Annotated in this window: 1 protein-coding gene; it reads left to right on the top strand. The window is 60.7% G+C overall.

Annotated elements, in window-relative coordinates; translation table 11 throughout:
• Positions 1-39: 39 nt before the first annotated feature.
• Positions 40-237: a hypothetical protein gene (locus RNB18_RS51315; RefSeq protein ID WP_044514431.1), complete on the top strand. Its 198-nt coding sequence runs from the start codon at positions 40-42 to the stop codon at positions 235-237.
• Positions 238-476: the final 239 nt, after the last annotated feature.

Genomic DNA, 476 nt, shown 5'->3' with positions numbered 1-476 from the left:
ATCTATGACGGAATGTGTTCCCAAAAAGGATAGAAATAGATGAATAAGTTCGGAGTTCCCGCATTGCTCGTCAGCGGAGTGGCCACAGCGCTTCTGGGCCTGTCCGCGCCCGCCTCGGCCGGGGTCGACCACCACCTCTGGGTGCACCAGATGCATCAGAAGGCGACCGTTCCTCAGGTCGACACCACCGTCAAGCACACCAACGTGAACCGCACCAAGGCGATGTCGAACCGCTGACCGGCAACGAAAACGTAAGGGGCGCCCCACAACCGGGGCGCCCCTTTCGTTATTTGGGAGGTCGGGCTCAGAGCTTTTCAGCCGTGACGAACATGGAGAACGCCCGTGTGTCGTCATGGTCGAGCTCGACGTAACGTCCCAGCCGGCGCATCTCATCGAGTGAATGCACACCGTCGGCACGCCAGCCATGGGTACCCAGCCAGTCGGCGACATCGGCACGGTCGGGATCCTCGTAGATC

This window comes from Streptomyces doebereineriae (assembly GCF_031845645.1).
GTDB lineage: Bacteria > Actinomycetota > Actinomycetes > Streptomycetales > Streptomycetaceae > Streptomyces > Streptomyces canus.
The sequence above is the reverse complement of the archived record's forward strand: the minus strand, read 5'-3'. Positions and strand labels throughout refer to the sequence as shown.

Coding starts and splice junctions, on each gene's coding strand:
- RNB18_RS51315 (WP_044514431.1), top strand. CDS start 40: ATGAATAAGTTCGGAGTTCCCGCATTGCTCGTCAGCGGAGTGGCCACA.